General features: G+C 32.4%; 24 protein-coding genes. 8 read left to right on the forward strand and 16 right to left on the reverse strand.

The genetic code is table 11. The features are described from left to right. Positions 1–11: 11 nt before the first annotated feature. Positions 12–656, reverse strand: a complete 645-nt coding sequence (trhA, locus tag MARIT_RS14330; protein ID WP_024740176.1) for a PAQR family membrane homeostasis protein TrhA — start codon at positions 654–656, stop codon at positions 12–14. Then, the gene (locus MARIT_RS14335; RefSeq protein WP_024740177.1) at positions 628–1419 is read right to left on the reverse strand and encodes a lysophospholipid acyltransferase family protein; all 792 of its coding nucleotides are present in this window, start codon (positions 1417–1419) and stop codon (positions 628–630) included. The genes trhA and MARIT_RS14335 overlap by 29 nt, the downstream gene beginning before the upstream one ends. Positions 1420–1569: 150 nt before the next feature. On the opposite strand from MARIT_RS14335, the gene trpS reads away from it, so the two are divergent. Together trpS and MARIT_RS14345 are read left to right on the forward strand one after the other, a co-directional pair. Then, positions 1570–2538 carry a tryptophan--tRNA ligase gene (trpS, locus tag MARIT_RS14340; protein ID WP_024740178.1) on the forward strand — a complete coding sequence of 323 codons (969 nt, stop codon included), beginning with the start codon at positions 1570–1572 and terminating at the stop codon, positions 2536–2538. Between the two features lie 276 nt (positions 2539–2814). Next, positions 2815–3810 carry a hypothetical protein gene (locus MARIT_RS14345; RefSeq protein ID WP_024740179.1) on the forward strand — a complete coding sequence of 332 codons (996 nt, stop codon included), beginning with the start codon at positions 2815–2817 and terminating at the stop codon, positions 3808–3810. A 102-nt stretch (positions 3811–3912) separates the two neighbouring features. On the opposite strand, the gene mscL is transcribed toward MARIT_RS14345, so the two are convergent. From mscL to MARIT_RS14360, 3 genes are read right to left on the reverse strand one after another with little or no spacing between them, the layout of a single operon-like run. Next, positions 3913–4323 carry a large conductance mechanosensitive channel protein MscL gene (gene mscL, locus MARIT_RS14350; protein ID WP_024740180.1) on the reverse strand — a complete coding sequence of 137 codons (411 nt, stop codon included), beginning with the start codon at positions 4321–4323 and terminating at the stop codon, positions 3913–3915. A 46-nt stretch (positions 4324–4369) separates the two neighbouring features. After that, positions 4370–5479: an alanine racemase gene (alr, locus tag MARIT_RS14355; RefSeq protein WP_100212052.1), complete on the reverse strand. Its 1110-nt coding sequence runs from the start codon at positions 5477–5479 to the stop codon at positions 4370–4372. Then, positions 5466–6098, reverse strand: coding sequence for a thymidine kinase (locus MARIT_RS14360; protein WP_100211864.1), 633 nt, complete (start codon positions 6096–6098; stop codon positions 5466–5468). Before MARIT_RS14360 ends, alr begins: the two co-directional genes overlap by 14 nt. Before the next feature lie 100 nt (positions 6099–6198). Between MARIT_RS14360 and MARIT_RS14365 the strand changes: the two genes are divergently transcribed. The 3 genes from MARIT_RS14365 to MARIT_RS14375 are packed head-to-tail and all read left to right on the forward strand — an operon-like array spanning position 6199 to position 9020. After that, positions 6199–6972 (forward strand): hypothetical protein, encoded by a 774-nt coding sequence (locus MARIT_RS14365; RefSeq protein ID WP_024740183.1) that lies wholly within the window; start codon positions 6199–6201, stop codon positions 6970–6972. A 9-nt stretch (positions 6973–6981) separates the two neighbouring features. Beyond that, positions 6982–7974, forward strand: a complete 993-nt coding sequence (locus MARIT_RS14370; protein ID WP_100211865.1) for a glycosyltransferase family 4 protein — start codon at positions 6982–6984, stop codon at positions 7972–7974. Positions 7975–7982: 8 nt separating this feature from the next. After that, the gene (locus tag MARIT_RS14375; protein WP_100211866.1) at positions 7983–9020 is read left to right on the forward strand and encodes a DUF3089 domain-containing protein; all 1038 of its coding nucleotides are present in this window, start codon (positions 7983–7985) and stop codon (positions 9018–9020) included. On the opposite strand, the gene MARIT_RS14380 is transcribed toward MARIT_RS14375, so the two are convergent. Continuing rightward, a complete protein-coding gene (locus tag MARIT_RS14380; RefSeq protein WP_024740186.1) occupies positions 9017–9364 on the reverse strand; it encodes an arsenate reductase family protein in 348 nt (115 codons plus the stop codon). The genes MARIT_RS14375 and MARIT_RS14380 overlap by 4 nt on opposite strands. A gap of 46 nt (positions 9365–9410) precedes the next feature. On the opposite strand from MARIT_RS14380, the gene MARIT_RS14385 reads away from it, so the two are divergent. Further along, on the forward strand, positions 9411–9866 hold the full coding sequence (locus MARIT_RS14385; RefSeq protein WP_100211867.1) for a DinB family protein: 456 nt from the start codon (positions 9411–9413) through the stop codon (positions 9864–9866). A 29-nt stretch (positions 9867–9895) separates the two neighbouring features. Then, complete coding sequence (locus MARIT_RS14390; protein WP_024740188.1) at positions 9896–11044, forward strand: cystathionine gamma-synthase; 1149 nt, start codon at positions 9896–9898, stop codon at positions 11042–11044. Positions 11045–11085: 41 nt separating this feature from the next. Here MARIT_RS14390 and MARIT_RS14395 read toward each other — a convergent pair whose 3' ends face one another. The 3 genes from MARIT_RS14395 to MARIT_RS14405 form a co-directional block, all read right to left on the reverse strand. Further along, positions 11086–11433 (reverse strand): DUF6686 family protein, encoded by a 348-nt coding sequence (locus tag MARIT_RS14395; RefSeq protein ID WP_024740189.1) that lies wholly within the window; start codon positions 11431–11433, stop codon positions 11086–11088. A 118-nt stretch (positions 11434–11551) separates the two neighbouring features. Further along, entirely contained in the window at positions 11552–13237 is a 1686-nt protein-coding gene (gene recJ / locus MARIT_RS14400) for a single-stranded-DNA-specific exonuclease RecJ (RefSeq protein ID WP_100211868.1), read from the reverse strand. A 12-nt stretch (positions 13238–13249) separates the two neighbouring features. Continuing rightward, entirely contained in the window at positions 13250–13672 is a 423-nt protein-coding gene (locus MARIT_RS14405) for an OsmC family protein (protein WP_024740191.1), read from the reverse strand. A 67-nt stretch (positions 13673–13739) separates the two neighbouring features. On the opposite strand from MARIT_RS14405, the gene MARIT_RS14410 reads away from it, so the two are divergent. Further along, a complete protein-coding gene (locus tag MARIT_RS14410; RefSeq protein WP_100211869.1) occupies positions 13740–14330 on the forward strand; it encodes a carboxymuconolactone decarboxylase family protein in 591 nt (196 codons plus the stop codon). A gap of 70 nt (positions 14331–14400) precedes the next feature. On the opposite strand, the gene MARIT_RS14415 is transcribed toward MARIT_RS14410, so the two are convergent. From MARIT_RS14415 to MARIT_RS14445, 7 genes are all read right to left on the reverse strand, one after another. Beyond that, positions 14401–14694 (reverse strand): FoF1 ATP synthase subunit delta/epsilon, encoded by a 294-nt coding sequence (locus MARIT_RS14415; protein ID WP_024740193.1) that lies wholly within the window; start codon positions 14692–14694, stop codon positions 14401–14403. 55 nt (positions 14695–14749) lie between these two features. Continuing rightward, positions 14750–16261 carry a F0F1 ATP synthase subunit beta gene (atpD, locus tag MARIT_RS14420; RefSeq protein ID WP_100211870.1) on the reverse strand — a complete coding sequence of 504 codons (1512 nt, stop codon included), beginning with the start codon at positions 16259–16261 and terminating at the stop codon, positions 14750–14752. Between the two features lie 205 nt (positions 16262–16466). Beyond that, on the reverse strand, positions 16467–17843 hold the full coding sequence (locus tag MARIT_RS14425) for an OmpA family protein (RefSeq protein ID WP_024740195.1): 1377 nt from the start codon (positions 17841–17843) through the stop codon (positions 16467–16469). Between the two features lie 118 nt (positions 17844–17961). Further along, on the reverse strand, positions 17962–19158 hold the full coding sequence (gene kbl, locus MARIT_RS14430) for a glycine C-acetyltransferase (RefSeq protein WP_100211871.1): 1197 nt from the start codon (positions 19156–19158) through the stop codon (positions 17962–17964). A gap of 35 nt (positions 19159–19193) precedes the next feature. Further along, entirely contained in the window at positions 19194–22322 is a 3129-nt protein-coding gene (locus MARIT_RS14435; RefSeq protein WP_100211872.1) for a UvrD-helicase domain-containing protein, read from the reverse strand. 62 nt (positions 22323–22384) lie between these two features. Then, the gene (locus MARIT_RS14440) at positions 22385–23545 is read right to left on the reverse strand and encodes a metal ABC transporter permease (RefSeq protein ID WP_100211873.1); all 1161 of its coding nucleotides are present in this window, start codon (positions 23543–23545) and stop codon (positions 22385–22387) included. Beyond that, entirely contained in the window at positions 23538–24665 is a 1128-nt protein-coding gene (locus MARIT_RS14445; protein WP_024740199.1) for a metal ABC transporter permease, read from the reverse strand. The genes MARIT_RS14440 and MARIT_RS14445 overlap by 8 nt, the downstream gene beginning before the upstream one ends. Position 24666 lies beyond the last annotated feature (1 nt).

Consider the following 24666-nt stretch of genomic DNA (forward strand, 5'->3'; position numbering starts at 1 on the left):
CCTCTTCGTTATTACACCGCTATTAAAAATACGGCTATAAAATGACTTAAACTACCTAATAATACAAAAACATGAAAAACGGTATGATTATAGTTCATCTTATTTACTGAATAAAACAAAGCTCCTATAGTATAAAAAACACCTCCTAAAACTAACGAATACAAACTCTCTTGCGAAAGATTGCGGTATAATTCACTTCCAAAAAACACCACCTGCCACCCCATTAATACATATAAAATTGTGGAAATCTTATCAAACCTCCCTGTAAAAAAAAGTTTTGCAATAACTCCTGCTGCAGCTAAAAACCATACGAAAATAAACATATACCAACCTAAAACAGATTTTAATGCTACTAAGCAAAAAGGGCTATAGGTTCCTGCAATAAGCACATAAATTGCAGCATGATCTAAAATATTTAGTTTCCTTCGGATTTTCGGTTCTTTTGAAGCATGATAAAATGTAGAAGCTCCATATAAAACAATAAGACTTAATCCGTAAACAATAAAGCTTGTTGACTGCCAACAACTACTATAGTCCAAGGATTTAAAAATTAAAAAAGGAAAAGCCACAAGGCTTAATAAAAAACCTAAACCATGAGACAGAACATTTAATCTCTCTTCCTTCTGACTATAATGGTGATTTAAATTCTCGTTCATTATTTGGTCTATTCGTATCTTTCATATAAACTTCATCATTTGCCAATTCATTATAAATCACACCAAATGTCTGGTTTTTTAACTCCTCTTTATCATCTTTACTTAGCCCTACCGTTTCAATAGCCTTACACTGCTTTACTCTAAAGATTCCTGGCCCTCCTCTAAGGGGATCCCAAGAAATAAGTCGTTTCGCATCATAATAAACATGAGGTACTACTGGAATTTGATGTTCTATAGCCAAACTAAAAGCTCCATTCTTAAACGGTGCTAAAATAACGTCTTCCGTAGGCACTAGCCCTTCTGGAAAAATGGCAATACTAACGCCATTTTGCAATCTCTTCTTCGCCATTTCATATACTCTCTTTCTACTTTTAGGACTACTTCTATCAACCATAATTACAACTTTTTTATAAAAGAAACCAAAAACCGGGATTTTAACTAGCTCTTTTTTCCCTACAAAAACTATTGGATTTTTACTTAGTGCAACAAGCACCCAACCGTCTATCAAAGAAGTATGATTTGGACAAAACATATAACTCTTAGTAATATCCAGTTTTTCTTCTTCTTCTATTTTCAATCGAAATCCCATTGCATAAATCAAAAAGAAGGACCAAACTCTTATAACTTTCCAAAAAACAGGGTAATATTTTTCTTTAGCAGTAAGAATCAGTAATAGAGGAGACATTAAAATGACTGTTCCTAAAACCAAAACATAAAACCATAGTCTCCAAATAAGTACAAAAGGTATTTTTATTTTTTTCATATACGCCAAATGTAGTAATTTCTTTTGTTTGATTGCTTTTAGTATTAAAAAGTATATTTTTGCTTCCGTTGATGCTTTTATTTGAATTATATAGAACCGTATAAAGTTTAAATTCTTCAACAATAATATAAATTATTTCAAAGAAGAGAAATGTCTAGAATTTTAACAGGAGTACAAAGTACAGGAACCCCTCATTTAGGAAATTTATTAGGAGCTATTTTGCCTGCTATAGAAATGGCTAATAACCCTGAAAATGAATCATTTTTATTTATTGCTGATATGCATTCTTTAACTCAAATTAAAGATGGTCAGCAGCTACGCGAAAATACATACAGCACAGCAGCCACATGGCTAGCTTGCGGCATAGATATCTCTAAAACAGTTTTTTACAGACAAAGTGACATCCCAGAGGTTACTGAACTAACTTGGTACCTGAGCTGTTACTTTCCTTACCAACGTTTAACGCTTGCGCATAGTTTTAAAGATAAAGCAGATAGGCTTTCTGATGTAAATGCTGGGTTATTTACCTACCCTATGCTAATGGCTGCTGATATTTTATTATACGATGCTGAAATAATTCCCGTAGGAAAAGACCAATTGCAACATATAGAAATGACAAGAGATGTTGCCTCTAGATTTAATAATATTGTAGGAGACACTTTGATGTTACCTGAGTCTAAAATTAGAGAAAACACCAAACTAGTACCTGGTACTGACGGAGAAAAAATGAGTAAATCACGCAATAACTATATCAACATATTTCTACCTGACAAAAAATTACGTAAGCAAATTATGAGTATCAAAACAGATAGCTTACCTCTAGAAGCTCCTAAGAATCCAGACGCAGATAATGTTTTTGCCATTTATAAACTACTTGCTTCAGAATCTCAGATTAAAGAAATGAGATCAAATTATGAAGGAGGCAATTATGGATATGGACACGCTAAACAAGCGCTATATGAACTTATTATAGAAAAATTTGCTACTGTACGAGAAAAATACAACCACTATATGGAAAATCGTCACGAAATTGATGAAGCATTAGCCATTGGTGCAGAAAAAGCAAAAAAAGTAGCTCAAGAGGTATTGATTAGAGTACGTGAAAAAGTAGGTTACTAATAAATACGATACTTTGTAAAAGCAGGAAAGTTTTCTTACAAGTAAGAAAACTTTCATTGCTTTGATTAAAAGGTATTCCCCAAAACCTTCTTATTTAATCTTATTTACCGGGCAAATATATAAAGGATCTCTGTATCAACCTTTGCAAAAAGTACAAAACAGATAAATATTTTTTGCATTTTTCACTAAACAACATATAAATATTCATATGTTTGTTTTTGTTTACCATACGTTTTACCCCTAAAAACTAGCTCAATATACAGAAGCATTCAGATCATGAAAAAAAAATTATTTCATTACATAAAAAACAAAATCCCCGACAACAATTCTTTTATTGATGTTGTTTCAGACGTATTAGGTTTAAGTTACGATGCCTCTTATAGAAGAATAAATGGAAAAACTACACTTTCTTTTGAAGAAGGGTTTAAATTAATTAAGCATTTCAATATTCCTTTAAACGATATTTACAACGCTCAAGATAGTAATAAAATTAATATTAATAAAAAAGTAAACCGAGAGGATACTCCTGGGTTACATGAATATTTTAATGAAGTATCTTCTATCATGAATCAATTTAGAAGACTAAAAAATTCTAAATACACTTACGCCTCTAAAGATTTTCCTATATACCATAGTTTAGAAACAAACTTATTAAGAAAATTTAAAATTTATATATATTCCCATTTTTTATCTAAAAATAAAACGGGAGTTCAAAAAACGAAATTTGAAAAGTTTGTTACCCCAAAAGTATTAGATGATGTAGCTCAAAAAGTTACCGATGTTTTTAAAAGAATAAAAAGTGATGAAATCTGGAATGAAAACATCATAAACACCACTCTTTTTCAAATTAAACATTTATTAGAACTCAACCTAATAAGCCCTAAATCAGCTTTATCCATTTGCGATGATTTAACTAAAAATATACAGATCATAGAAAAAAGGGCCATTAACGGTCATATAGAAGAAACAAAAGTTGATTTTAATTTATATTATAACAAAATGATTAATTTAAATAACTCAATTTTAATAACTTCTGATAGCGATAATAAATTTATCATCCCTTATACTCCTTTATCTTTCTTTTCTATTGACGATAAGAACACAACTCGCGAAATAGAAAGCTATTACGAAAAACAGTTACTATATTCTAAAAAAATATCTGGTAATGCTGGAATGGAAAGAGAACTGTTCTTCTCTATTTTATACGGAAAAATAAACTTAATGAAAAAACAAATTAGAATTAAGGAGTCAACAGAAGAATTGCTTTTATAAGCGAATTTTCTCATGGAACTCACCTTTACTTTAAAATAAAAATCCTGAATAAATTAATTTATTCAGGATTTTTATTTTAGCATCATACTATAATAGCAAATGCTATTTCTTTGCTAATAAATCTCTTATCTCTATTAACAACTCTTCTTGAGATGGCCCTTTTGGAGCAGGAGCAGGCTCCTCTTCCTTCTTTCTCATCTTGTTATAAGATTTAATAATGATAAACATCACAAAACCTACAATAATCAAGTTAATTATTGAATCAACCCATGCTCCATACATAATTGCATTTTCTGCTTGAGTTACTTTTCCTGTAGCATCTTTAACTGCTTCCGAAAGAACTATTTTCTTATCTGCAAAACTTACTCCTCCTGTAAACATTCCTACAAAAGGCATTACAATATTACTTACAAAGCCTTTTACAACACCTCCAATTGCCCCAGCCATAATTACAGCTACAGCAAACTCGATAACGTTTCCTCCTGTAATAAATTCTTTAAACTCTTTTAACATGATTCTTTGTTTTTAATAATTAATCAGGGCGTAATTTAAGTAATTTCTAATTCTTTACAAATCTTTTTACACGTTGAGATATCGCTGTAAGCACTTCATATGGTATTGTTTCACAAGCAACTGCTATTTCATGTATCCTTTTTTGACTATCAAAAACAATCACCTGATCACCTTCCTTACAATCAATTTTTGTAACATCTACCATAATCATATCCATACAAACATTACCTATAATAGGCGCTTTTTGATTATGAATAACAACATGACCTTTTCCTGCCCCTAAACTTCTTGGAATTCCATCAGCATGGCCAATTGGAACCGTTGCAGTCCTAGTTTCTTTTTTCGCTACAAAAACCCTATTATAACCTACTGTTTCCCCTGGCATTATTGAATGAATTTGGGAAATAATAGAAGTAAGCCTATGCGTGTTTTTTAGTTGAGTAGTTTCCGAAACATCATTCGCAAAACCATACAATCCAATTCCTAAACGAACCATATCAAATTGAGCTTTAGCATAATTCACAATTCCTGAGGTATTTAGAACATGAATCATTGGCTCATATTCTAAGTATTTATAAACTTGTTGAGCTATATATGCAAAAGTATTAATTTGATTTACTGTGAATTCCTGCTCTTCAACATCTTCACTAGCTGCTAAATGAGAAAAGATAGATGCTACCCTAATATTGTTTGAGTTTTTCAAATTTGCCAGAACAATAGGAATATCTGTATGTAAAAAACCAAGCCTATTCAACCCTGTATTAAATTTGATATGTATAGGATAATTCATTGTTACTTTTTCATCCAACAAAGCTAAAAAAGATTTCAACACTCTAAAGCTATATAAACTAGGCTCTAAATTATATGCTATAATTGCTTCAAAGTTATGTACTTGAGGATGCAACACCAAAATAGGTTTACTTATACCTCCTTCTCTCAATCCAATTCCTTCATTAGCATATGCTACTGCAAAATAATCAACGTCATCTTCCACTAATTTTGCTACTTCTATCGCTTCACTTCCATAACCAAAAGCTTTAACCACTACTAATATTTTAGTTGTTGGCGCTAACTTTTGCTTGAAATAATTAAGATTGTGTTTAATTGCTTTTCCATCAATTTCTAACACCGTAACATGATTATTATTTGTTTTCATTTCCATTTTTTTCTACAATCTTGATGTGCTCCTCTTCCTTATGCGCTCTAAGCGCTTTGTAATAAGCAGCTCTACTCAACGGTTCATATTCTTGCGTTTCTCCCAATAATACTAAATCGTCACTTTGAGCTTTTCGAAAACTATAATGAGCTAAATTACCTGTACGTGTACACACTGCATGTACTTTGGTTACGTATTCTGCTGTAGCCATGAGCGCTGGCATTGGTCCAAAAGGATTTCCTTTAAAATCCATATCTAACCCTGCTACAATAACCCTTACGCCCCTGTTTGCCAAATCATTACAAACAGCCACAATTTCTTCATCAAAGAATTGTGCTTCATCAATACCTACTACATCTACATTATTTGCGAGTAATCGAATATTAGAAGATGCAGGCACAGGTGTTGAGCGAATCCTATTTTCATTATGAGAAACTACCTCTTCATCATCATAACGAGTATCTACCGCTGGTTTAAAAATTTCTACGCGTTGTTTTGCAAATTGAGCACGCTTAAGTCTTCTGATTAACTCCTCTGTTTTCCCAGAAAACATTGAGCCGCAAATTACTTCTATCCACCCAAATTGTTCTGTATGATTTACTGTATTTTCAAGAAACATTTTGTAATTTTAAGGCTTGATTTTTTTATTTTTGTCGATAATTTATCGTTGACAAATTTATCAAATTTTAATATCAAATTTTAAATAGAACTCACAACTTATGCACAAAAAATTAGCCGCTGATTTAACTAGTTTAGCACACAGTATTCTGCAAATGAAAAATAAAGAAGATGTGTTAATTTTAAAAGAGAAAGCTTACTTAGTTTATGAAAAGCTATCTGTTTTAGCTTACGTTGAAGAATATATAAACACAACACCTAATGCGATATATACAAAAGAAGAGCTTCTTACCAAAATAGCAAAAGCTTCTGAAATTCAAGAAAACAAAAAAAATATTGAGCTACAAAACCCTATAACTTCTTCTGAACAGCAAGAAGTAAACACCGCTAAAAAGGAAATCCTTTCAGAAAAACCAACAGTTAATACAATAGCTTCTAAGGAGCATCAAGAAATTATAGAACAGCCTTTCGATGAACTACAAAAAATGTTATTTTCTGACGATGAAGTTAAAAACGATGCAAAAGACATAGGCTTCTCAAAAGTACCTCCAACTCTAGAAGAAGAATTAAAAGACACAATCTCTGTAGATGCAGTAGTTGATTTATTCGAAAAAGCGACTCCTAAAAAATCATTAAATGACCAGTTACAAAGTACCATTCAAATAGGTTTGAACGATCGGATTGCTTTTGTAAAGCACTTATTTGACGGAAATCAAAGCGATTTTAACCGTGTAATTTCTCAATTAAACACTTTTAAAACAGAGAAAGAAGCTAAAAAATTTATTAATAAGATGGTAAAACCAGATTATAATTGGAGCGAGAAAGAAGAGTATGAAACTCGCTTAATAGAAATTATAGAACGTAGATTTATATAAAATCGTTGTATGAATTCTAAACCAATTTTAATTCACACTCATTTTCATAAACGAAGAACAGGAGTTACTAGAAGTATTGAAAATGTATTGCCTTTTTTTCACAATAACTACCAAACATATATATACGGATATAATGTTGCGGGAGAAAAAATTTCATTTTCAAAATTAATATCTCTTTTATTTTCAAATAAAGAGGTGGTCGTTCATTGTCATAGAAATAATGAGATTTTAAGGCTTTTATTATTCAGAATGCTAGGTGCTCGATTTAAGTTAATTGCAACTAGACATGCCGAAACAAGACCTTCCAAGCTTACAAAATTCTTATTAAGAAAATCTGATAAAATTATCACATTAACTAAGAGCATGAGCTCTTCTTTAGGATTGAAAAACACTTATATAGCCCATGGAATTAATACAAGTATTTTTAAGCCTAACCCTAAAAAAGAAGTAAAAGGAATACTCCAATCCAACATCATTCTTTGTGCCGGAAGGGTAAGAAAAGCAAAAGGACAAACAACTTTATTAAAAGCAACCATTCCTATTTTAAAGGAACAACTAAGTTGGGCATTGGTTATTGTTGGTAAAGTGGACAAACCCTCTTTTTTAGAAGAGTTAAAAGATCTTGTTCAAAAAAATAATGTTCAAAAACAAGTATATTTCATCAAAGAAACCACTGATATCATATCTTACTATCAAGCTTCAAAAATAGTTGTTACACCTTCTTTTTCCGAAGGTTTTTCTTTGGTTTGCGCCGAAGCCATGGCTTGTGGTTGTAACACAATCGCTACGAAAAATGTTGGAGTGCACTCTAATTTAATAACGAATCGAAAGAACGGATACTTATTCAAGGCTGGAGACGTGAATTCTTTGAATAAGTTACTTTTAAATAATATCACTGGTAAAACTCCCTTATTAGGAAAAGAAGCTAGAAAAGAAATCATCAATGAATGGAGTGCTCAAAAAGAGGCTAAAAAATTAATGGAGCAATATAACTTCTTTTAAACAATAAAATGATAGCAATAACTAATAAATATATAAGAATAGTTCTTTTATATACTATTCCTTTTATTTTCTTCAATTGTAGAAGTACATATCAAACACAGCCTTTTAATACTAGTCATATCCCTACTCGTCCTAATTATGAAAATGAAAGTACTTGGGCCGTTTTGCCTAATAAATATAACGCAGAGCTAAAAAAATTCTCTCCCAAGGATAGAAAACTTTTAAAAGCAGATGTCTTTTATATTTACCCTACCTTATTAACCGATAAAAAAGACAAACGCTGGAATATTTCTACTTCAGATCCTATCCAACATAAGAAAATCCTAAACCGTGCTGTAAAATATCAGGCTTCTGCTTTTGCTACATCTGGGCAGATTTACGTTCCAATTTATCGCCAAGCTCATGTTCGTTCATACGAATTATACGATGAAGGCGGTCGAGAAGCTTTTGAAATTGCTTACTCTGATATTAAAAAAGCTTTTGAAACCTATCTAAAAAAATACAATGCAGGAAGACCTATAATTATCGCTAGTCATAGCCAAGGAACTACACATTCAAAATGTTTATTAAAAGATTTTTTCGACAAAAAACCGTTACAAAAACAATTAATAGCAGCTTATTTAGTAGGAATGGGCATACAGCCCAATGAATATGAAACTATACTTCCTATGAAAACTCCATCAGAAACAGGTGGTTTTGTATCTTGGAACACTTACAAAAAAGGATACTACCCAAAAAGCAATGATAATTGGTATAAAGGTAGTGTTACTACTAACCCTATTACTTGGGACCACTCAAAAACTACTAAATTATCTCAACACAAAGGATTTTTATATACGAACGATAAAATATACGCAGAATCTCTTAAGATAGAGGTTACGGATGGCTTGATATGGTCTACAACCCCAAAATTTCCACTTCGACTCTTCATGTCTTTCCTAAAAAACTACCATACAGGAGATATCAACTTATTTTGGCAGGATATTCGAGAAAATGCCATGTTAAGAACTAAAGCTTATTTAGAAAAGAATATAGATGATAACTAAGATATTTTCTCTTTCAATCTTTCAACCTCTTTCTTACTATTACCTATAAAAATCTCATCATCTATAATAAAAACAGGACGTTTTAAAAAAGTATATTCTTCTAAAAGATACTGTCTATAATCATCTTCCGATAACTCTTGATCTTTTAGGTTCATTGATTTATAAAGTCTAGCTCTTTTATTAAATAACGCCTCATAACTTTTCGAAAAAGTGTACATTTCCTCTAATTGAGAAATGGTAATAGGATTTGTCTTTATCTCTTGTTTTTCAAATCCTTCTATATTTAATTCTTTTAAAATTCGCCTACAAGTATCACACGTTTGTAAAAAATAAACTTTCTTCATTTTTATATAAATGTTTTAATAATATCTTTGGGCTAAAATAAAGAAAATGAACACACAATTTGAAGTTTTAAAAAAATCACGTGAAATTGTTTTAAGCAAAATAGATAATTTATCATTAGAGCAACTTCATAAAACACCAGAAGGGTTTAAAAACAATATCGCATGGAACCTTGCTCATTTAGTAGTTACTCAACAACTATTACATTACAAACTATCTGGGTTAAATTGCCTAGTTCCTGATGAGTTGATTGAGAAGTACAGAAAAGGAACTGCTCCTTCAGAGACTTTTACTCAAGAAGAACTCAACGAGGTAAAAGAATTATTCTTAGGACTACCACAAACTCTAGAAGAAGATTATAATGCAGCTATATTTAAAAACTATCTTGGCTATACAACAAGTATGGATTTTAACCTAACGTCTATTGAAGACGCAATTGAATTCAACAATTTACATGAAGGAATTCATCTTGGAATTATAATGGCTTTGATAAAATTGGTCTAGCGCTGTAAATTAACAAATAAAGGAGGAATATGAAGTTTAATACAAAGACCATACATGGAGGTCAAATACATGAACCTAGCACTGGTGCTATAATGCCTCCTATATTTCAAACGTCAACATACGCCAAATCTGATCCTGAAAAGCATCAACAATACCAATACTCTCGGGCTTCGAATCCTACAAGAACGGCTTTAGAAAACGCTTTTGCTGCTATAGAAAATGGAACTCACGGGTTTGCTTTTTCATCTGGTTTATCAGCTATTGATGCTGTCTTGCGTTTGCTAAAACCAGGAGATGAAGTAATTACTGGGGATGATTTATATGGTGGAACTTATAGAATTTTCACCAAGATATTTCAAAAATATGGAGTCCGTTTTAAATTTGTAGATACTAGCTGTCCTAAAAATGTTTCAAGTGAAATATCTGACGCTACAAAATTAATTTGGCTAGAAACTCCTACAAATCCATTAATGAAAATTGCTGATATCTCAGCTATTGTTAAATCTGTAAAAGCTATAAACCAAGACATTCTAGTTGCCGTTGACAATACCTTTGCTACTCCTTATTTACAAAGACCTTTAGATTTGGGAGCTGATATCGTTATGCATTCTGCTACAAAATATTTAGCAGGTCATTCCGATTTAATCATGGGAGCTTTGGTTGTTAAAAACAATGAATTAGCTAAAGAATTACATTTTATGCAATTTGCTGCAGGCGCAATTGCTGGTCCAATGGATGCTTTTTTAGCCCTTCGAGGAATAAAAACATTACATATTCGTATGCAGCGCCATTGCGAAAACGGAAAAGCCGTAGCTGATTTTTTGATACAACATCCTAAAGTTAACAAAGTATATTATCCTGGTTTAAAAGAGCATCCCAGTTTTGAAATTGCCAAAAAACAAATGAACGGCTATGGCGGAATGGTTTCCTTTGAATTAAAGGACAATAGCAAAGAAGCTACATTTACCTTTTTAAAAAACACTAAAATTTTCACCTTGGCTGAATCTTTAGGCGGTGTAGAAAGTTTAGTAAACCATCCAGCAACAATGGCGCATGCTTCGATTCCTAAATCAGAACGCTTAAAAATAGGAATTACAAATTCCTTAATAAGATTAAGCGTAGGCATTGAAGATATTGAAGATTTGTTAAGCGATCTTAATCAAGCTTTAGCCAATTAGACTTGCGATATAACATGGTTAAAAGCAAGCTCTTAACCATGTTAATTTTTACATAAATCCTTTAAATAATCTGATAAGTTTAGCTGAAAAAGAGTTCCTGACAACAAATCCTCTATTAATTCTAACTCATTCAAACTTACCGCCATGCTAACTTTTCCAGATGGTGTTTTTAGCAAAATAGATCTACAAAATCTTCCTGCCTCACAAGTACTACACCTCTCCTGTAATTTTGCTTCTAAAATATACTTATTAAAATATTCAATCTCTTGAGTAGTGAGATGAAAACCAATATCTTTAAAAATAATTTGAACTTTTTCCGAATAGTTTCTATCTCTCCAAAAGAAAGAAATTCCTATCTCATTATTATATACTCTTTTAATATTCTCCATAATCAAATTAGTTAGAATCTAAATTAGCTCTTAAAACTTTGCTTCTTTTATGAAGTTTTAAAACCTAAAATAGCACCAAACAAATATATAATTTTATTTAGAATAATTCTAAATAAAATTATATTAAATCTTTCAACACTAATTGAATGGATGTATTGCCATTCCATGTATTTTCATCAAGAGAATATACAATATCAAAATCATTTTCAACATTCTCTATCTTACTTCCCAATCCAAATCCAATCGCATTATATGTTTTCTGATTTGCTCCATAAATAATATTTAATTTTAGATGTGCTTTATCAGCTCCCACCTGTTTTCCATATCCATTATCTCTTACAGAACTCGTTTTAAAAACGGGCTTCATGTTTTGAGGTCCAAATGGAGCCATTTGCTGTAAAATTCTATAAAACTTTGGTGATATTTCAGACAATTCAAGTTCTGAGTCAATTAAAATCTCAGGAATGAGTAATTCTTTATGGATGGTACTTTTCACTACTTCCTCAAATTTCGATTTAAAACCTTCGTATTGCTCTGGTAATAACGTCAAACCAGCAGCATATTTATGTCCTCCAAACTGTTCTATAAACTCAGTACATTGCTCCAACGCATTATACACGTCAAAACCTTTAACCGATCTGGCAGAAGCTGCTAATTTGTTTCCACTTTTCGTAAAAACTAAGGTAGGCCTATAATAAGTTTCTATCAATCTAGAAGCAACAATACCTATCACTCCTTTATGCCAACTCTTATCAAAAACAACTGTTGTAAACTTTTCTTGCTCTTTATTTTCTTTTATTTGTAATAAAGCTTCTTCGGTAATTTTTTTATCTAACTCTTTTCTATCAACATTAAACTTTTCTATAGCAGTAGCAAATTCAATAGCCATTTCAAGATTCATTTCCGTTAATAACTCAACGGCATAATTTCCATGTTTCATTCTTCCAGCTGCATTTATCCTCGGAGCTATCGTAAAAACAACATCTGTAATTGTAAGCTTGCCTCTATTTAATTGTTGAATTATCGCTTTAAAACCATTTCTAGGCGCTGTATTTATAACTTCCAATCCGAAATGAGCAAGCACTCTATTTTCTCCTGTCATAGGAACAATATCTGCTGCTATAGCCGTTGCTACTAAATCTAAATACGGGATTAAATCTTCAATTGATTCCCCTTTATCTTGCCCTAGTGCTTGAATTAACTTAAATCCGACTCCACAACCACATAATTCATTATATGGATAATTACAATCCAATTGCTTCGGATTCAGAACAGCTATTGCTTTAGGTATTTCCTTTCCTGGTTTATGATGGTCACAAATTATAAAATCAATATTCTTTTCACTTGCATATGTTACTTTATCTATTGCTTTGATACCGCAATCTAAAGCTATTATTAATGAAAAACCATTATCATCGGCAAAATCAATCCCTTTATAGGAAACCCCGTAACCTTCTTCGTATCTATCTGGTATGTAAGTAGCTACATTAGGATACGTTGCTCTTAAATATGACGAAAGCAAAGACACCGCAGTGGTTCCATCTACATCATAATCACCATATACCAAAATATTTTCATGGTTCGCTATTGCTCTTTTAATACGCTGAACAGCTACTTCCATATCCTTCATTAAAAAAGGATCATGCAAATCAGTCAAAGAAGGCCTAAAAAAAAGCTTTGCTTCATTAAAATTTGAAATACCACGCTGCACCAATATTGTTGCTAGTGTTTTATCTATAGACAAATCTTTTGCCAATGCTACTACTTTTTCTACATCTGGTTTAGGTTTTAAGGTCCAACGCATAACATTTTATTACTATTTTTCATGAAAATTAACTGTTGTTTTTATTTTAGCAAACTGCCGAAACATTTCCATTACTCCACAATATTTTTCTATAGATAATTTTACTGCTTTATTAATTTTTGATTGCTGTAAATCATTCCCATAAAAATGATAATCAACAGTAACTGTATGATAAAATTTTGGGTGCTCCTCTGTTAACTCTCCTGTGACTTCAATTTTAAAATCATCAATTATAACACGCATTTTTTTTAACAGAGGGATAATATCTAATCCTGAGCATCCTGCCAAAGAGGATAGCATCATTGCCTTGGGTCTTAATCCCATATTATTTCCTCCGTTATCGCCATTTGTATCTATGCTTATTGTATGACCGCTAGGATTATCACTTTCAAATTGCATACCTTGCTTCCAAATGGTGGTCACTGTATTCGTTATCATATTTTAAATATTTTTTGTTTCTTGCAATGTTTAACGACAAATTTACTTAATAAAAATACAATATATGCCACTAGTAGAACCATTATCAGCTGATCATGATAAAGAAACTAAAGAATTAGCAACTTTTTTTAATGAAACATTAGGCTTTTGCCCTAATTCTGTATTGACTATGCAGCACAGGCCTGCTATTTCAAAAGCTTTTATTAATTTAAACAAAGCCGTTATGGCTAATAAAGGACGTGTTTCTTCTTCTTTAAAACGAATGATTGCTTGGGTTTCCAGCAACGCTACAGGATGTAGGTACTGCCAAGCTCATGCTATTCGCGCCGCAGAACGCTATGGAGCAGAACAAGCACAATTAGATAATATTTGGGAATATAGAACTCATCCTTCTTTTTCAGAAGCTGAGCGTGTTGCCTTAGATTTCTCTTTGGCTGCCTCAATGATTCCAAATGCTGTAGATGAAGCATTAAATAAGCGCTTACATACTTATTGGAACGATGGTGAAATTGTTGAAATGCTTGGTGTAATATCTTTATTTGGTTATTTAAACAGATGGAATGACTCTATGGGAACTCGCATTGAGGATGGTGCTGTAGAAAGTGGAGAAGAATATCTCGGTAAACACGGATGGAATAAAGGAAAACACATCTAACCACGATCAAAAAAAAACCGTTAAACTAAATTTGTTTAACGGTTTTTTTATCTTCTTCGAAAGACAACTATTAATCAGCTAAAACAATAACTTTATTGCCTTTCATTTCTAACGTTCCAGATTTTATAGCTAGCGTTAATATCTTGTCATCATCGGCATGTGGAACAATATGCCCACTTAAGTCATCAAATTTACCATGCTCTTGTGTGTGCACATGAATCTTAACAGTTCCTTGGGTTAAAATAGACACGATAGGTGCGTGATTATTCAACATTTGGAATTCTCCATTTATTCCTGGTACAGCCACAGAATCAACTTCTGATGAAAATAATACGGCCTCTGGTGTTACAATTTCTAAAAACATATTTTTTAGTTTTTAATCTTTCGTTTTTAATTATTAAGATAACCCAAAACTTATTTTACGCTTCAGCTAACATTTTTTCTCCCGCATCAATAGCATCTTGAATAGAACCTCTTAAGTTAAATGCCGCTTCTGGGTATTTATCTAACTCTCCATCCATTATCATATTAAATCCTTTAATAGTATCTTTAATATCTACTAGAACTCCTGGGATTCCTGTAAATTGCTCTGCTACGTGGAATGGTTGAGAAAGGAAACGCTGTACACGACGTGCTCTATGTACTACTAATTTATCTTCCTCAGAAAGCTCTTCCATACCTAAGATAGCAATAATGTCTTGTAATTCTTTATATCGTTGTAAAATTTCTTTTACTCTCTGCGCAGTATTATAGTGCTCTTTCCCTAATACTTCTGACGATAAAATTCTAGATGTAGAATCTAGTGGATCTACCGCTGGGTAAATACCTAGCTCTGCAATTTTACGAGAAAGTACTGTAGTTGCATCTAAGTGAGCAAATGTTGTTGCTGGTGCTGGATCCGTTAAATCATCCGCAGGTACATATACCGCTTGCACAGAAGTAATAGATCCTTTTTTAGTAGAAGTAATACGTTCTTGCATTGCTCCCATTTCCGTTGCTAAAGTAGGCTGGTATCCTACCGCTGAAGGCATACGCCCTAATAACGCTGACACCTCAGAACCAGCTTGTGTAAAACGGAAAATATTATCTACGAAAAATAATACATCTTTTCCTTGTGCTTCTCCAGCTCCATCACGGAAATACTCTGCAATAGTTAAACCTGATAAAGCAACACGTGCACGTGCTCCTGGTGGCTCATTCATTTGCCCGAATACAAAAGTAGCCTTAGAATCTCTCATTCCTGACTTATCAACTTTTGTTAAATCCCATCCACCATCTTCCATAGAGTGCATAAAATCATCACCATATTTGATAATTCCAGACTCTAACATCTCTCTTAGTAAATCATTTCCTTCACGAGTTCTTTCTCCAACCCCAGCAAATACAGATAAACCTCCGTGTCCTTTTGCTATATTGTTAATTAACTCCTGAATCAATACCGTTTTTCCTACTCCTGCACCTCCAAATAATCCAATCTTACCTCCTTTTGCATAAGGCTCAATCAAATCAATAACTTTAATACCTGTAAATAAAACTTCTGTTGAAGTTGATAAATCTTCAAATTTCGGTGCAGCTCTATGTATTGGCAATCCATTATTACCTGTTTTTGGCAAATCACCTAATCCATCAATTGCATCTCCAGTTACGTTAAATAAACGCCCATAGATATCGTTACCTATTGGCATTTGAATAGGGTTCCCTGTAGCACGAACTTCAGTACCTCTACTTAATCCATCAGTTGCATCCATAGAGATGGTACGAACTGTGTCTTCACCAATATGTTGTTGAACTTCTAAAACTAATGTAGAACCATCAGCTTTTTTAATTTCTAATGAGTCGTAAATTTTTGGTAATTCAGCATTTTCCGTATTAAATTCAACATCGATTACTGGGCCAATAATTTGAGAAACTTTACCTGTTATTGTAGACATTACTATGTGTAATTAAAGTTATTTATTTTATTGAATGAGTTTTACCTCATCTTTTCAAGGTGCAAAGGTAATTTTTTTATAACAATATAAAAAGTCTTTTAGCTTATTTTTCATTACAGCTCTTTTTCTACTTTTAAATATCTTTTTAACAGAAAAAGCCTCGCAATTAGCGAGGCTTTTATAATATGAATATTTCGGAATTAAATTATTTTTTCTTTACTAATTTAATCTCAACACGTCTATTTTCAGCTCTACCAGCTCTTGTTTTATTAGAAGCAATAGGGTACTCTTCTCCAAATCCAACAGAAGATAATCTGCTTGAAGAAATTCCTCCTTTACCTGTTAAATAATCTAATACTGCTTTAGCTCTTTTATCAGATAATCTTTGATTAGAAGCAGCTGGACCTTGGCTATCAGTATGTCCTTGAATACTGAAGTTAGCATCTGGGTATTCTTTCATGATAGTAGCAATTAAGTCTAATTTACCTTTAACTCCTGGTCTGAATGAATTTCTTCCTGAGTTGAAGTAAATTGCTCTTGCAAAATCATTTAACTTTTTAGTAGCCTCTTCAGTAATTACCTCTACTACTGGACATCCATTGTTTGAAGCAACACCTGCTACTTTTGGACACTTATCAACGTTGTCTAAAACACCATCTTTATCAGCATCTCCCCAAGGGCATCCTCCATTTTCAGCTGGACCAGCTTCTTGTGGACATTTGTCTTTGTTATCAGCGATACCATCTTTGTCCGCATCAGGACATCCATTCATAGCTTTTGTTCCTTTTGCATTTGGACAAGCATCATCTTTATCAGCAATACCATCTCCATCTGTATCAGGACATCCATTTAATGCAGCTAAACCTGCTACTTCTGGACAAGCATCTTCAGAATCCTTAACTCCATCTTTATCAGCATCAGGACACCCATTGAATTCTTTTAAACCTGCTACTTCTGGACAAGCATCTTCTTTATCATAGATTCCATCTCCATCTGTATCTTTACCTCCAAATTTGAATACTAAACCAATTGAATGTTGAAATACATCTCTACCTGTATGTTCAAAACCGTGCTTATATCCTGACTGGAAGTTTAAACCTAAGTTATCATTAAACCAAGTATTAAAACCAGCTGCACCAATTAAAACACCATCACCTTCGCTATCAATAGACTGGTAACCACCACCTAAAGCAACATAAGGATCAAACCATCCTGTTTGCCCTACTAAGTTGTTTAAATCGTACTTTACGATTGCATCGATAGAATAATATAATGCATCTGCATCATTTTTTCTTAATACTGTTTTAACCTTATTTAAAGAACCAGCTAACTGTAAAGAAAATCCAGAATCTAAATATTTATCAACAGTAATTCTAGAAATAGAAGGCAACGTATTGTCTCCCCACTCCGTAGTTCCAACATAATCTTTTAAGATGTCTCCAGCATTGTTTGAGTAAGTTCTTACATCTACTGTGTTAACACCAAAACCTACTACCCAAGGATTATCAGAATCCTGTGCATTTACGCTGCTTACTGTTGCTAACGCAAATAAAGCTATCACAGCTAATTTGATTTGTTTCATTATTAAAAATTTAAATTAAAAGTTCGTTATTTATAATAGGCAAAAGTAACTTCTTAAAACTTATTACCAAAGACAAATCTACAAAAACTTGGTAAATAAGCAAGTTTTTATCATCTTTCTATCTTATCACTCCTAAATCTTTTCCTACAGAGGTAAAGGCTTTTATAGCCTTATCCAAATGCTCTTTTTCATGTGCAGCAGATAATTGTACCCTAATTCTCGCCTTCTCTTTTGGAACAACAGGATAAAAGAACCCTATCACATAAATTCCTTTATCTAATAATTTATTAGCCATGGTTTGTGCCAGTTTAGCATCATATAACATTACTGGAACAATTGCAGCATCTGCTCCAACCAAATCAAAACCTGCCTTTTCCATTTCTGAACGAAAATAAATAGTATTCTGCTCTAACTTATCTCTTAACGAAGTATCTTCTGACAATAAATCAAATACTTTTAACGAGGCTCCCACAATTGCTGGGGCTAGTGAATTTGAAAATAAATATGGACGAGAACGTTGACGTAATATCTCTATAATTTCTTTTTTTCCTGTAGTATAACCTCCCATAGCACCTCCTAGTGCTTTTCCTAAGGTTCCTGTTACAATATCAACACGCCCCATAACATTTTTTAGTTCTAAAGTTCCACGGCCAGTTTTCCCTATAAAACCTGCTGCGTGACATTCATCTACCATCACTAACGCATCATACTTATCTGCTAAATCACATATCTGATCAAGCTTAGCTACAATACCGTCCATAGAAAAAACACCATCTGTAACAATAATTTTAAAACGGTGACCTTCTTTATTAGCTGCAATTAATTGCTTTTCTAATGAAGCCATATCATTATTATCATAACGATAGCGAGCAGCCTTACATAAACGAACACCATCTATAATAGAGGCATGATTTAAACTGTCAGAAATGATGGCATCTTCTTTGGTTAATAGTGGTTCAAAAACGCCCCCATTAGCATCAAAAGCTGCTGCATATAATATAGTATCTTCTGTTTGATAAAAATCAGCTATCTTCCTTTCTAATTTCTTGTGAATATCTTGCGTTCCACAAATAAACCTAACAGATGACATTCCAAAGCCATATGTATCCATTGCATCCTTAGCTGCTTGAATCACTTCTGGATGATTTGATAATCCTAAATAATTATTTGCACAAAAATTAATTACCTCTTCTCCTGTTGAAATTTTTATCACTGCATCTTGTGAAGATGTAATAATCCTTTCTTCTTTATACAATCCTGCATTTTTTATCTCTTGAATCTCTTCTTGCAGCTGTTCTTTTATTTTTCCGTACATATTGCTTATTTTATATAAAAGGTCAAAGTTAATTTTTAAACTTCTTCAACCAAAATTTCTTCATTAATATATACCAATAGTTTCTTATTTACTTTAAAACCCATTGACTTTAATACTCTTTCATATCTTAGTAATTGCTGGTGATAGCTTTTAGAAGTTTTTCCTGTCTTGTAATCTATGATAACAGCTTCTTTTTCTTCATTGAATACCAAACGATCTGGAATCATTATTTGATTATCGACATCAACTATTTCTCTTTCATTAAAAACAGCTACTCCTTCTAAAAAATATTTTTGCAATTCTGAGTGATCTACTATCTTACTTATTATTTCTTCTATTAAAATAAGCTGTTTAAAATCAATAACCCCTTGCTGATAGTATTGATTTACAATTGGAGCTACCTCCTTCTTAAAAGTGATCTTTGACATGATTTCATGTATCAAATTTCCATATTCTATAGCTTTTCCTTTATTAGTATCCCATAATTTCGAAGAACTCGCCAACATATGTATATTATGCTTTTGCCAAGGCGTTGAAATAAATTTCTCTTGAATATCTGTGGTCAAAACAACGGACTCTTGTTTGCTTTTTCGTTCAAAATTTCCAAAGAAGTACTCCAGTTGCTCATCGTTCCAGAGATTTTTCTTTTTTAAGTAGTTTATAAAAACTCCAGAATAAAAATTAGTGTTTTCTTCTCCTTTTTTAGAAAGTTTTTTTTCTGTAATAATATGCAATTGTTCTACTGCTCTTGTTAGCGCTACGTACAATAAATTAAAATTATCTAGCTCCAACTCTTGACGTTGTTGATGATACATCTCATTCCCTCTACTATTTATGAATTGCAAATCTTTGCTAAACGACACTAATAACTCTTCAAAACCTTCAAACCTATCTGGTAATTCATTTAACCAAACTTTAGGGTTTATTTGACGATATATATCTAAATCATAAGGAAAAATGACAACAGGAAATTCTAGTCCTTTGGACTTATGAATGGTCATTACCTGAACAGCATTTGTGTTTTCTGGAGCTATGATACTCAATGTTTCTTTTTTCCTTTCCCAAAAATCTAAAAAATCTTGAATAGCTGTACCCTTTCGTTGCTGCTCTATGACTACATCTAAAAAAAATTGTATATACGCATCAGAAAACTCTATCAAATGAAAAGCTCTTATTATTGCTTCTATCTTTTCATAAAAAGGAAGTTCTTGAAAAGCCGATAATTCAAAAAATATTCCATATTTTTTGAATTGAGAAAAAAGCACCTCTTTCGATTCGTGTATATTTTCTGATAAAAACAAGTGCTTGTCTGTTTCTATTTGTAAATGATTATATAAGAAATAAAGAACTTCAAGCAAGGTTTCTTTATCTTTTGGATGCTGAATTACCTGTAAAACATTAATAATAAAATTAACTTTCGAGCTATTTTTGAGCAGCAAACTATCTGGTGAGATAACTGCTACTCCTGCTTCTGACAAATATTTAGCAATTTCTTGCCCATCCCTTTTCTTCCTTGTTAAAACACATATCTCGCTTAAGTGAAATTCAGACTTTAATTTTTCTATTCTTTCTAAAACACTCTTTGGGAACTTCAAAGAATCTTGATCTTTTTCTTCCTCTTTTTCCAAAAAGGAAAGGGAAACAAGACCTCCTTTTTTAGCATTTTCTAGCTGTTTATTTCCCTCTATAAACAATTGCTTATAAAGTTTATTCTCTAAAAAACTTGAAACATGCTGAAAGAAACTATTATTAAAATTAACAAGTTCTGAATAACTCCTATAGTTAGTTTCCAGTGTTTTCACTTCTTTATTTACTTGAAAGGGATTTTCACTTTCACCTCCTAGTGCTATAAACTGCTCGGCCTTACCACCTCTCCAACGATAAATGGCTTGTTTGCCATCTCCCACCAATAACAAATTGCTACTTTCTTGCGCTAAAGCATTATCTATTAAAGGGATTAAATTTTGCCATTGTAAAACCGAAGTATCTTGCATTTCATCTATAAAATAATGCATAAAACGTTGCCCTATACGTTCATAAATAAATGGTGCTGGTTGCTCTTTTATATTATCTGAAATTAACTGGTTAAATTCAGCATTCAATCTAAGGTTATTTTCTTCTTTTATGGTAGAAAGTTCTGAATTCACATAATTTAAAACAGTTAACGGTATGATACTTTTTAATGCCAAACGATTTAACAATAACTCTCCATAAACTATTTTACTTTCATTAAAGCATTCCACCAACACAGGCAATATATTTTCTATGGATATCTTAACGTCTTCTTTCGCAGATTTTGTGTAAAACTGATGATTTTCAATTGCCTTATCTATTGCTTCACTTCTCTTAAGAAAGTCAAATTTAGCTTCCATTTTACTTAAATCAAGAAAAAATTTAGGAAGTACCCCTCTATAAAAATCTTTTGTTTCTAAGTGTTCTTTTTCTATAGCTTGTATCCCTATTTCCCCTAACTCTTTCAAACGGTTAGTAACGTCTTTAAAATGCTTAGTTATCTTCTGCTGAAGTAAGGCAAAGTCCTCTAATTTTTTCCCTATAAGTTTTCTAAAATGTTTTGTATCATCTTCATTTAATAGAATTCTCGCAAAATCGTTTAATTCTCTAGAAACATCCCAAGATTTATCATCATCTGCCTTATCTAATGAAAAATCTATCAATAACTTTGTTAATGCTTTGTCTGTTCCTATCTTTGAAATAAGTACATCTACTGCTTCATTTAATAAAGAAACAGCGTCCATTTCAACTTCAAAATTTAAGGAAAGTCCTAAATCATAAGCAAAACTCTTAATAATTTTATGCGTAAAACTATCAATCGTTGTAATTGAAAATGCCGTATAATTTTGAAGAATCGCATTTAATATTTTCTGACTCCTTTCTTGAACAAGGGGCTTATCTACCGTTGTTTCTTCTAATATCTTTCCTAATAAATCATTTTCTCCTCCTTCTGAAAAAAATCTTAAATTATGTAATACTCGCTCTTTCATTTCTCCAGCTGCCTTATTGGTAAAAGTTATTGCCAATATCTTTTGGAAACGAAAAACATCACTAGTATTTAGTATTACTTTTAAATATTCTTTTACAAGCGTAAAAGTTTTTCCACTTCCCGCTGACGCATTATATACTTGAAAAGTTGATTGTTTTTGCACAAATTAAATTTAGTGCAAAATACAAAATTACTTAACTTTATAACGCTTTTTGAAACAAAAAGCTACCCTCTAAACAAGAAGAAATCATCTTTAATAAACTCTATTTTAGAATCATCATTCGTGATAATATAATCAATAGCTTTCTCTGTAAAAGTTTTTCCTTTCTCTGTTAAAGAAATGATATCACCTTTTATAACGATCATATTATTTCTTAAAGCCAAATCCACTACTGATTTCGATCGCACTTTTTGCCAATTAATATGCTCATTCAAATGATTTATATGTCGTTCTTCTTTTTCTTTATGATTATTTAGATGCAACAGAAAGGTTAATAAAGAAACTTCTATTCGTTGCTGCTTATTCCTATACAAAACAGCCACCAACCCTCTTTTAGGAGCAAACAAATAAGCTAGTAAAAAAACAATTCCTAGTACCGTTGTCATCGAACCTGAAATAGAAGCATCTAGCCAATGTGCCAACCAATACCCTAAAATTGCTGAAAAAACACCAAAAAAAGCAGCAAAAAACAGCATTTTTTTTAAATCATCCGTTAATAAATAAGCGGTTGCAGCAGGTGCTATCATCAACGCCACAACCAATATAGCTCCTACTGCGTCAAAAGCTCCTACAGTTGTTACAGAAGCAACACTCATCAACCCATAGTGCAGTATTGCTGGAGAAAAACCTAAGGCAGTAGCTAAACCTGCATCAAAAGTACTTATTTTTAATTCTTTAAAAAATGCAAGTAACAAGCCTATTGTTATCAGTAAAATCATTCCTACAATCCATAAAGATTTAGGGCCTAAATCAATTCCATTCACCAACAGTCTATCAAAAGGAGCAAAAGCCAACTCTCCTAATAAAACTACATCGGTATCTAAATGTACATCATTTGCATTTTTCGAAATCAAAATAACCCCAACACTAAATAAGGCTGGAAAAACCAATCCAATTGCTGTGTCCTCTTTCACCAACCTCGTTTTCTGAATAAACTCCACCAACACTACAGTAATGATTCCTGACAAAGCAGCCATTACAATTAACAAAGGAGCTCCCAAATCATGAGTAATAAAAAAGCCTATCACCAAACCTGGCAATATAGAATGACTAATTGCATCACTAATCAAGGCCATCTTTCGCAACACTAAAAAAGTTCCTGGAATTGCACAAGCTATCGCTACCAAACTCGCTATTACTTGTATTTCTATCTGAGCACTAGTCATCTTTATCTTCTTGTTGGTTATATAAGTTTGCAGCAAAATGATACCCTTTCTCTGTCATAGCCCACATCTGCCCATCAATACTGATATACTCTTTATGTTCTAATTTACTTAACGATTTTCTAGTAAATCCATGAAAATTATTTAAAATTTTAATTGTGTGCGGATGGGATATATTTTCGTGATTTTTAGCTATTTCAAACATAAAAGCCAATGTTTTATGCAATTGTAAGTCTTTTCTATTCTGAATAAAACGAATCTGGCGGAATAACAGTCCTCTTGAAGGAGAAAAAACAAACGAAAAAACAACAAAAACAGCTGCTACTAAAACAATAACAGGCCCTGTTGATAAATTATTTTGACTTGCACTAATAGCTGTTCCTAAAACTCCTGAGCTTGCCCCAAAAATTGCTGCCAGAATTACCATTACCCCTAAACTATTTGTCCATTGCCTCGCTGCTGCTGCTGGTGCTAACAACATCGCACTCATTAACACAACCCCTACAGTTTGCAATCCTAGTACAATTGCCAGCACAATAAAAGATGTAATTAAAACATCAATTACTTTGGTATTAAATCCTAAGGTTTTTGCATAATCTGCATCAAAAAGTAAAATTTTAAACTCTTTCCAAAATAGTAATATAGTAAACAAGCAAATTAGCGTTACCAATGCCATGAACCAAACATCTCTAGCTAATAAAGTTGCCGCTTGTCCAAATAAAAATTTATCCAATCCTGATTGATTCGCATTCGGTTGTTTTTGTATATACGTTAATAACAACATTCCAAAACCAAAAAATATAGATAAAATAAGACCTAATGCAGTATCTGACTTTAAGTGCGTATTTCTAGTAATACCTCGAATCCAAAAAGCCCCTATTAAGCCACTAATCAAAGCTCCAACCAACAAAACGTTTGTTTCTTTAGTACCCGTTATTAAAAAAGCTATCGCTATTCCTGGTAATGCGGCGTGAGATATGGCATCTCCTAGCAAGCTTTGCTTTCTTAAAACAGCAAAACTACCCAGCATTCCACAAATAGCTCCCAAAACTGCCGTCCCTAAACTAATTGTACGCAAAGTATAGTCATTTAAAAGCAACTCAAAATACTCTGTAAAGCTCATA

The organism is Tenacibaculum maritimum NCIMB 2154, from assembly GCF_900119795.1.
Taxonomy (GTDB): Bacteria; Bacteroidota; Bacteroidia; order Flavobacteriales; family Flavobacteriaceae; genus Polaribacter; species Polaribacter maritimus.